Origin of the sequence: Sphaerisporangium rhizosphaerae (assembly GCF_042665155.1) — a bacterium.
In the GTDB taxonomy this organism is placed as follows: domain Bacteria; phylum Actinomycetota; class Actinomycetes; order Streptosporangiales; family Streptosporangiaceae; genus Sphaerisporangium; species Sphaerisporangium rhizosphaerae.
Window position 1 is genome coordinate 277,412 of record NZ_JBHTCG010000009.1, and the last position, 8,555, is coordinate 285,966.

The window sequence follows — 8,555 nt, forward strand, 5'->3', positions numbered from 1 at the left end:
CTATCCCCGTGACCTCGCGATCCGACGGCCGCCGCATGCCCGGCGACGACTCCTCCCCGAGCCGGGAGCACCCGGTGCTGGTGGGCGTCGCCGTGCTGGGCGCGGCGGGCGTGGCCGGCGGGGTGCTGGTCGCCGCGCTCGCCCTGCCCGTGGTCGGCGGGGCGGGCGTCTACACGCGCGACGTCGCCCACGGCCTGTTCGAGGTGCCGGCCATGCTGCGCGAGGCGCCGCTGCCCGAGCGCAGCCGGCTGCTGGACAAGGACGGCCGGCAGTTCGCCCAGTTCTACGTGCAGAACCGGCAGTCGGTCGCCCTCGGCAAGATAGCCCCGGACATGCTGAAGGCGATCGTCGCCATCGAGGACGCCCGCTTCTACGAGCACGGCGGCCTGGACCTCAGGGGCACGCTGCGGGCGATCATCACCAACACCCGGGCGGGCAGCATCCAGCAGGGCGGTTCGTCGCTGACCCAGCAGCTGGTGAAGAACATCCTGCTGCAGAACGCCCGCTCGGACAACGAGCGCGACCAGGCCCGGGCGCCGAGCATCCGCAGGAAGATGCAGGAGCTGCGGTACGCCATCAGCCTGGAGCGCAAGTACACCAAAGACCAGATCCTGCTCCGCTACCTCAACATCGCCTACTTCGGCGGAGGCGCGTTCGGCGTCCAGGCCGCCGCGCACCGGTTCTTCGGCACCTCCGCCGACAAGCTCACCCTCGAACAGGCCGCCACCCTGGCCGGAGCCGTGCGCACCCCGTACTTCACCGACCCCACCCTCGGCGGCGAGCACCGCGACCGGCTGCTGGAACGCCGCGACCTCGTCCTGGACCGCATGGCCCAGCTCAAGATGATCGCCCAGGTGCGCGCCGACGCCGCCAAGGCCACCCCGCTCGCCCTGCACCTACGCCCGGAACCCGGCGGCTGCTCCGAGAGCGACCATCCCTTCTTCTGCCTGTACGTCCAGAAGGAGGTGATCGGCAACCTCGCGTTCGGCCGCACCCGGGCCGAGCGGGAGCGCCGCCTGTTCCGCGACGGGATCACGATCAGGACGACCCTGGACCGCACCGCGCAGGAGGCCGCCGACAAGGCCATCGCCGCGCACGTCCACCCCAAGGACGACCAGGTGGCCGCCGAGGCCATGATCGAGCCGGGGACCGGGCGCATCCGGGCGCTGGCGGCGAGCAAGCGGTACGGCGCCAACCCCGGCGAGCGCAAGGACGGGCCCAGCACGACCTACAACCTGCCCGCCGACATGGCCCACGGAGGCGGCCAGGGCTTCCAGGCCGGCTCGACGTTCAAAGTCTTCACGCTGGCCACGGCGCTGGCCAAGGGCTGGCGGTTCGACCAGGGCTTCGACACCCCTGGCAGTTTCGTGCCGTCCTCGGGGTACAAGGACTGCTCGGGCACGAGGGTCAACGCCCCCGGCACCGTCGTGCACAACGCCGGCGGCGAGGGCAAGGGCGGCCCGTACAGCCTGGCCACCGGCACCTGGCAGTCGGTCAACATCTTCTACATGATGCTCGAACGCGATGTCGGACTGTGCGACGTCGTGCGCACCGCCCGGTCGGTCGGCATCGCGCGGGCCGACGGACAGCCGCTCAAGGAGGTGCCCACCTTCACCCTCGGCGTCAACGAGATGGACCCCGTGACGGTCGCCGCCGGCTTCGCCACGTTCGGCGCGCGGGGACGCTACTGCCGGCCGATGGCCATCCTGGAGGTCGTCGAACGGCACGGCAGGCGCACCGGCGTCGCACCGAGCTGCACCCAGGCCGTCGAGCAGGACGTCGCCGACGCCGTCAACTACATCCTGACCGGCGTGTTCACCAAGGGCACCATGAAGGGCCAGGGCATCGGCAGGGACGCCGCCGGCAAGACCGGCACCAACAACGGGTACACCTCGGCGTGGTTCGCCGGGTACACCCCCGACCTGGCCGCGGCGGTCAGCCTCGGCGACATCAGGGGCGCCTACAAGTACCCGCTGACCGACGTGGAGATCGGCGGGCAGCACTACGGCGGCGTCCAGGGGGCCACGCTCCCCGGCCCCATCTGGGTGCGCTCCATGGAGCTCGCCCTCCAGCACCTGCCCGCCACCCCGTTCCACCATCCCGACACCGGCCGCTTCGGCGGCGGCACCACCCCGGGCCTCAAGCCCGAGGACCAGCTCGCCGACCCGCGCGCGGCCGACGGCGAACGCGGCCGGGACGGCCGCGAGGATTGGGACGAGGCGCGCGGCGGCGAACGGGGCGGGGGCCGGTCCGGCGAGGGCCGCCTGCGCCGCCACTGGCACCGTCCCGCCGACCAGCGCCTGTGGGACCGCTTCTGGACCCACCCCGAAGAGGACCTCTGGCTCTCCTGGCCCGCCCACCACCGAAGCCGCCGCCACCGCTACCGCCCCGCCTGGGAACGCACCTGGCACCACCACCGGTGAACGGATGCGACGACCCACCGCTGAACGCAGACGACGACCACAAAATGGTGCCTTCGGCACGCCTTACTTCAGGCGACCCTCGCCGCACCCCTGATTCGCCGCACCGCAACCAACCGCCGCACCGCAACCAACCGCCGCGCGCTCACCTCACCCCACGCCGTGCCCCACCCTCCCCCGCGCCGCGCGCTCATCTCCCCCGCGCCGTGTTGTCGGCTGTATCGGAGGGCGCCGCGACGGCGGGGACGAGGTACGGCGAACCCGGCGCCCGTCGTACGGCGGGTCACCCGGTGACCACCGTTGGCCTTCTAGCGGCTCGGTGGTCATGCCGGTGGGAGAGGTCCCGCGAATCCGGAGCCAGTGTTCCGTCAGGTCTACGTCGCTTTGTCAGACTTCCTGGACCTTCGTCCCATGAAGGAACAGTCGCCACTCCTGGGGGCTGACGACGAGAGCTGGGCCACCCGGGTTCTTGCTGTCCCGCACGGCGATGACCCCGGGCAGGTTGGAGGCCACCTCTACACATTGGCCACCGTCACCACTAGATCGGGAAGACTTACGCCACTTCGCGCTGCTCAGGTCCATTGCGCCATCACTTCCTCGATGATGCCGAACGACAGGTTCTTCGGAAGGGCCGCGGCTCGTAGGGCGTCGTAGCGTCCTACCAGTGAGGTGATGGTCTCACGTTCTCCAATCGTGAGACCACGTGGCGTGCTCTCGATGTACACGCCATACGGCGCGCCCCGTAGCTCCGCGATCGTGAAGGCAGTCTGCAGGCCAACCGCGGACCACGCGTTGTAAGGCACGACCTGGATCGTCACTCGTGGGTGTTCAGTCACTTCCAGAAGCCGCGCTAATTGCTCGCGCATCACCTCTGCTGCTCCCATGGGTCGACGAAGCGCACCCTCGTCTATGAGACTCAAGATCATGGGGCCGCGCTCGCGGAGCAGCATGGTTTGCCGCTCCATGCGATTAGTAAGCCGCTGTTCGACTAGTTCGGGGGTGATGCCTGGCTCGTCGTCGAATATCCGCTTGGCGTAAGACTTGATCTGAAAGATCCCTGGAACGAGGAGGGGATCCCAGCTTTGCAGAGCTGATGCTTGAGCCTCTAGCGCGAGGAAATCCCGGAAATGGTCTGGAGCCGACTCCCATCTCGTCCGCTTCCACAGTTCATAGAAGACGCCATCGAGTTGGAAGACGCTGTCGCAGGCGTCGGCGAATCTGCGATCCGGCCTGCGCCTTACCGTCTCGACCATGCCCAGCGTACTCACGGCAACGGTGAGCTTGCGGGACAGCTGTAGCTGCGTCCATCCCTTTTCGAGCCGATACTGGCGTAGCTCGTAGGCGAAACGAGCTAATGGGGACTCATCCGGATTGATCTGAATTGGGTTAGGCATGCCCCTTTTCTCCCTCCAATATCACCGGGCCTCACTCATGCTGTCACGGTCTCCCGGAGAATGTGGCGGCATCGGGAGACTATTTCTCTATCAGAAGTCGCCTGCGACCCGCACGATTGGACAACCGAATTCTGCACCGATGAGGGCCATGGTGACGTCGATTCGACCTGACCGGCATTCACGTCCAGAGCGCCTCATCATCGAAGACCGGAGGTCGTCCTGTGAAAAGGCCCGAACGGCGGGAAGAGGAGTACATTCACCTGGTCCGGTTGGCGTGGGATCTGAACGTGCGCGGGTTGAGCGCGGCGGTGGACCTGCCGAGCGGAGGCGGCCCGGTCCTGCTGGTCGCCAAGGGCTCCGGCCTGCTGAAAGTGACGGCGCTGGCGCAGGACGGCCAATGGTTCTTCACCTGGGGGCGGGGACGCGCCCAGCAGGTACGGGCGCTCGCGGACGACGCGGCCGACCGCGTCCGGCAGGCCGTCCGATGAGCGCCAGGACCAACGACCGGCTTGGCTCCGTCGACCTTCTCGGCCAGGCCGGCTCGGTCACCCTCGCGCGTGCCTACGTCCGGGGACTGCTCCTGTCCGCCGGAAGGCGGGAGGTCGACGACATCGAACTCCTGGTCGGCGAACTCGTCGCCAACGCCATCAAGCACTCAGAATCAGGACGCCGGCCGGACGGCATGGTGAGCCTGCGCGTGTACGACGACGGCGAGACGATACGCGTCGAGGTGACCGACCAAGGCTCGCCAGGGCCCCTCCCCCACATCCCCGCCCAGGTGGACCCCCTCAGCGAGAACGGCCGCGGCCTCTGGCTGGTCCGCGAACTCTCCTCCGCCTGGGGATCAACCCAAAACGGCACAACGCGAACCGTGTGGTTCCAGATCGCGCCCTAAGCACCTTGATCAGAAGCTACACCGCGTGGGCGTTCGTCCACCCGCCCACCTCGCACGACCCGAGGCCGGCCGACACCCGGTGATGAGTTGTCGGGCCCGTACCCGTCATACCTACGACGGGACACGACGAGGCGGAAGGATGACGTGATGAGTGCGGACATGCGGCTGGAGGAGCTGGACGTGAGTGGGCTGGGCGCGGGCGGGCTGGGGGAGGTCGACGAAGCGGCGTTCTCGGGGTTGGCGGAGCGGCACCGGCGGGAGCTGCACGTGCACTGCTACCGGATGCTCGGGTCGTTCGAGGACGCAGAGGACACCGTGCAGGAGACGTTCCTGCGTGCGTGGCGGCGGCGGGAGACCTTCGAGGGGCGCTCGACGTTCCGTGCCTGGCTGTACCGGATCGCCACCAACGTCTGCCTGGACCTGCTCGCCAAGCTCCGCCCGGAGCCCGCCACCGGCGGCGAGGTGCTGTGGCTGCAGCCCTACCCCGACCGGCTGCTCGATGAGCTGCCCGCGGGCGACGCGGACGAGCCGGAGACCCTCGCCGTCGCACGCGAGACGATCGAGTTGGCGTACCTGGTCGCGGTCCAGCACCTGGCGCCGCGCCCGCGGGCCGTGCTGATCCTGCGGGACGTGCTCGGCTGGCCGGCCAAGGACGTCGCGGAGCTGCTCGGGGACTCGGTGAACTCCGTGAACAGCGCGCTGCAGCGGGCCCGCGCCGGGATGCGGGAGCACCTGCCCGCCGAGCGGCAGGACTGGACCGGCGGGCAGGACGACGCCGGGACGCGCGAGCTGGTGCGCCGCTTCACCGACGCCAGCGTGGCCACCGACATCGACGCGCTCGCCGCGCTGCTGCGGGACGACGTCCGCTGCTCGATGCCGCCCACGCCGGGCCTGTGCGTCGGACGCGACGCGGTGGTGAACGACTGGGTCGAGAGCGGCTTCCCCGAGATGAAGCACCTGCGCGCCGTCCCCACCTCCGTGAACCGGCAGCCCGCCGTCGCCTTCTACCAGTGGCGGAAGCGGGAGAACGCGTACCTGGCGCTGACGATCGACGTCCTGCGCGTCACCGGCGGGGCGATCACCGAGATCGTCATCTTCCACGCCGACCGGTTCCCGCGGCTCGGCCTGCCGGAGCGCCTGCTGGCGGACGGCACAGAGCACTGACGCGCTCCCCGGCCTCAAGGCCGGAGCACTGCGGACGAATCCGGTCAGCCCCAGTGTGGATCTAGGGGCGTAGGGCGTCGAGGAGGCGGGTGACGGCGCGGTGGCGGAGGTCGGGGGTCCAGCCGGCGGCGAGGGCGCCGTGGCAGGCGGCGGTGAGCAGTGCGATGACTTCGTCGAGTCGCACCTCGGCGCGGACGGCGCCCGCCTCCCGGGCCCGCGCGAGGAGGGCGTCGAGTGCCTCGCCCAGTCCCGCGATCTGCCGGTCGACGCCGACGTCCGTCCCGTCGGCGGCGAGAAGGTGGACCACCGTGCGGGCGCCGGCCGCGCGCTCGACGACCTCGGCGAAGAAGGTGAACAACGCGGCGGGGTCGCCCTCGGCGGCGAGCGTCTCGGCCCGCGCGGCGAGGCGTCCCTGCAGCTCTTTCATGATCGCGGCGAGCAGGTCGGCCTTGGTGGGGAAGTGCCGGAAAACCGTGCCCACCGCGACGCCCGCACGCCGCGCGACCTCCTCGGTCGAGGCGGACGTGCCGTGCTCGTCGAAGACCTCGACCGCGGCGGCGAGGATACGGGCCCGGTTGCGTCGCGCGTCGGCGCGCAGAGGCGGCTCAGACACGGTGGACTCCGGACATGGACAAGATGAGTGGTGACTCATATTCTGGCCCGCAGGATGCTGAGTGATGACTCATGTTAGGAGTGTACGGTGGCCGAGATGAACGACGGGGCGCTGACGGGACCGCGCGAGGCGTTCGAACGCTTCCGGGACCACCTGCTGGATGGGACGGCGGCCGGGCTGGAGAGCCTTCTCGCCGACGACGGCGTGGTGGAGAGCCCGTTCGCGCCACCCGGTGCGCCGCGGCGCATCGAGGGGCGTGAGGCCTTCGCGGCGAGGGCCGTCCCGCAGCGCGAGGCCCTGCGCGAGCGCATCCGGTTCACGGCCGTGCGTGATGTGGTCGTCCACCAGACGGCCGACCCCGAGGTCGCCGTCATCGAGTACGAGATCGAAGGGGTCCGCGAGGCCGACGGCCTGCGCGCCGCGGCCCCGTTCGCGGTGGTGGTGCGGGTCCGGGACGGACGCGTCGCACTGTGGCGCGAATACCAGAACCCCGCGGCGATGGCCCTACTCGCGACGGGCTGATCGATCGGCTCCGAAGCGCTTTCAGAGTGGACGAGCGGACTACCGCCTGTTCGTCCCCGTTAGTTCGCGAAGCGGCCGGTCAGGCATGGGCGCCGGCACATCCGCCATGAACGGTGAGGTCGACGTGGTGGCACCAGGGGGCGGATCGGCGAGCGCGTGATCGGGCACGTGCGCCGGCGTCGCCTCCAGCGGGCGTGGGCGGCCGGAGGGCCCTCGCAGGGGCCGCCGGGCGGGCAGGCGCGCCGGGGCGTCTCCGGGGCGGCGGGGTATGCCGATCCGGAGACGCCCCTCATCGGTGTGCGTGAGAGGTCAGCAGGTGGAGTTGGTCTGGGTGAGCAGGCCCAGGCGCCAGGGCAGGGAGTTGTAGTCGCCGCCGGCGCTGGGATCCATGCCCTGGTAGAGGTAGCGCATGTTGCAGGGGCTGATGGTCAGGGTCTGGTCGGTCATAGTGCGCACCATCTCGCCGTGGCTGATGTCCTGGGTCCAGGCCCCGCCGGGGAAGGTGACGTTGTTCGCGCGGGCGAAGGGGTTGCTCTCGCTGGCGGCGTGCTGGGACCAGGGGCCGGTGATGGCCGAGGAGGTCCAGGAGCGGAAGTAACGCCGGCCGTTGGAGCCGATGGCCTCGACGATCAGCAGGTACTGGTTCTGCCCCTGCACCTTGTAGACGTTGGAGGCCTCGAACAGGTTGTTCTTGTTGGAGTCCTGCATGGCGATGACGGTGTTGGTCATGCCGTTGGGGAAGTTGGCGAGGCTGGTCTCCGAGCGGTACAGGTGCCCGTTGTCGTCGGAGGAGAACAGGTAGCAGTTGGCGCTGTCGCAGATCACCCACATGTCGACCCAGTAACCGTTGCCGATGTTCTGGGAGATGATGCTGGGCATGCTGGAGTAGAAGTTCTTCGGCGCGCTCCAGCCGGCCGGGTTGGAGATGTCCGGGTTGGTGGAGTACGAGGCGTTACCGGTCTGGTAGATCAGGTACCACAGGCCCTGCGGGGCGAAGTAGAACACCTCCGGCGCCGCGCGGTAGCCCGATCCGATCGGTGTCTGGTCCAGGTAGTAGTGCGTCGCCGATCCGGCCTGCGACCAGTCGCTGAAACTCAGGTACACCAGGTTGTAGCCCGAGGCCTGCGCGGTGCTGGCGAACACGTGGTACTTGCCGCCCGAGTACACCACCGTCGGGTCCTTGATCCCCGCGATGTTGTGCGAGGAGTCCGGCTTGGGCGCGATCAGCGAGCCGCTGGAGCTCCACTGGAGGCTGGAGGGGAGCGTGCCCCCGCCGGGCGTCGGGGTGGGAGTCGGCGTGGGGGTCACGGTCGGGGTGGGAGTCGGGGTGGGGGTGCTGGTGCCGCCGCTCCAGGTCCATTTCTGGTTGGTGCCGCCGTGGCAGGTGTAGAGCTGGATGGTGGTGCCGTTGGCGGTGCCCTGTCCGGTGGCGTCCAGGCACAGTCCGGACTGTACGCCGGTGATGGAGCCGTCGGAGTTGTAGCGCCACTGCTGGTTGGCGCCGCCGTGGCAGGAGTAGATCTGGATCTTGGCGCCGTTGCCGGTGC

At 69.5% G+C, this 8,555-nt stretch carries 9 protein-coding genes; 5 read left to right on the forward strand and 4 right to left on the reverse strand.

All coding sequences use genetic code 11. From position 1 onward, the window contains the following. Positions 1-8: 8 nt before the first annotated feature. A complete protein-coding gene (locus tag ACFQSB_RS16685) occupies positions 9-2,423 on the forward strand; it encodes a transglycosylase domain-containing protein (RefSeq protein ID WP_380827419.1) in 2,415 nt (804 codons plus the stop codon). 384 nt (positions 2,424-2,807) lie between these two features. Here ACFQSB_RS16685 and ACFQSB_RS16690 read toward each other — a convergent pair whose 3' ends face one another. Beyond that, the gene (locus tag ACFQSB_RS16690) at positions 2,808-3,002 is read right to left on the reverse strand and encodes a DUF397 domain-containing protein (protein WP_380827420.1); all 195 of its coding nucleotides are present in this window, start codon (positions 3,000-3,002) and stop codon (positions 2,808-2,810) included. Further along, positions 2,993-3,814 carry a helix-turn-helix domain-containing protein gene (locus tag ACFQSB_RS16695; RefSeq protein ID WP_380827422.1) on the reverse strand — a complete coding sequence of 274 codons (822 nt, stop codon included), beginning with the start codon at positions 3,812-3,814 and terminating at the stop codon, positions 2,993-2,995. The genes ACFQSB_RS16690 and ACFQSB_RS16695 overlap by 10 nt, the downstream gene beginning before the upstream one ends. Positions 3,815-4,035: 221 nt before the next feature. Between ACFQSB_RS16695 and ACFQSB_RS16700 the strand changes: the two genes are divergently transcribed. The 3 genes from ACFQSB_RS16700 (at position 4,036) to ACFQSB_RS16710 (ending at position 5,873) form a co-directional block, all read left to right on the forward strand. After that, positions 4,036-4,302, forward strand: coding sequence for a hypothetical protein (locus tag ACFQSB_RS16700; protein ID WP_380827423.1), 267 nt, complete (start codon positions 4,036-4,038; stop codon positions 4,300-4,302). Next, positions 4,299-4,709, forward strand: coding sequence for an ATP-binding protein (locus ACFQSB_RS16705; RefSeq protein ID WP_380827425.1), 411 nt, complete (start codon positions 4,299-4,301; stop codon positions 4,707-4,709). Before ACFQSB_RS16700 ends, ACFQSB_RS16705 begins: the two co-directional genes overlap by 4 nt. A 147-nt stretch (positions 4,710-4,856) precedes the next feature. Further along, on the forward strand, positions 4,857-5,873 hold the full coding sequence (locus ACFQSB_RS16710; RefSeq protein WP_380827427.1) for an RNA polymerase subunit sigma-70: 1,017 nt from the start codon (positions 4,857-4,859) through the stop codon (positions 5,871-5,873). A 61-nt stretch (positions 5,874-5,934) separates the two neighbouring features. Here the strand turns inward: ACFQSB_RS16710 and ACFQSB_RS16715 are convergent, their stop codons facing one another. Beyond that, positions 5,935-6,486, reverse strand: a complete 552-nt coding sequence (locus ACFQSB_RS16715) for a TetR family transcriptional regulator (protein ID WP_380827429.1) — start codon at positions 6,484-6,486, stop codon at positions 5,935-5,937. Positions 6,487-6,582: 96 nt separating this feature from the next. Between ACFQSB_RS16715 and ACFQSB_RS16720 the strand changes: the two genes are divergently transcribed. Beyond that, positions 6,583-7,008, forward strand: coding sequence for a nuclear transport factor 2 family protein (locus ACFQSB_RS16720; protein ID WP_380827442.1), 426 nt, complete (start codon positions 6,583-6,585; stop codon positions 7,006-7,008). Between the two features lie 309 nt (positions 7,009-7,317). Here the strand turns inward: ACFQSB_RS16720 and ACFQSB_RS16725 are convergent. After that, a partial coding sequence (locus ACFQSB_RS16725) for a non-reducing end alpha-L-arabinofuranosidase family hydrolase (RefSeq protein WP_380827431.1) occupies positions 7,318-8,555 on the reverse strand: 1,238 nt, incomplete at its 5' end.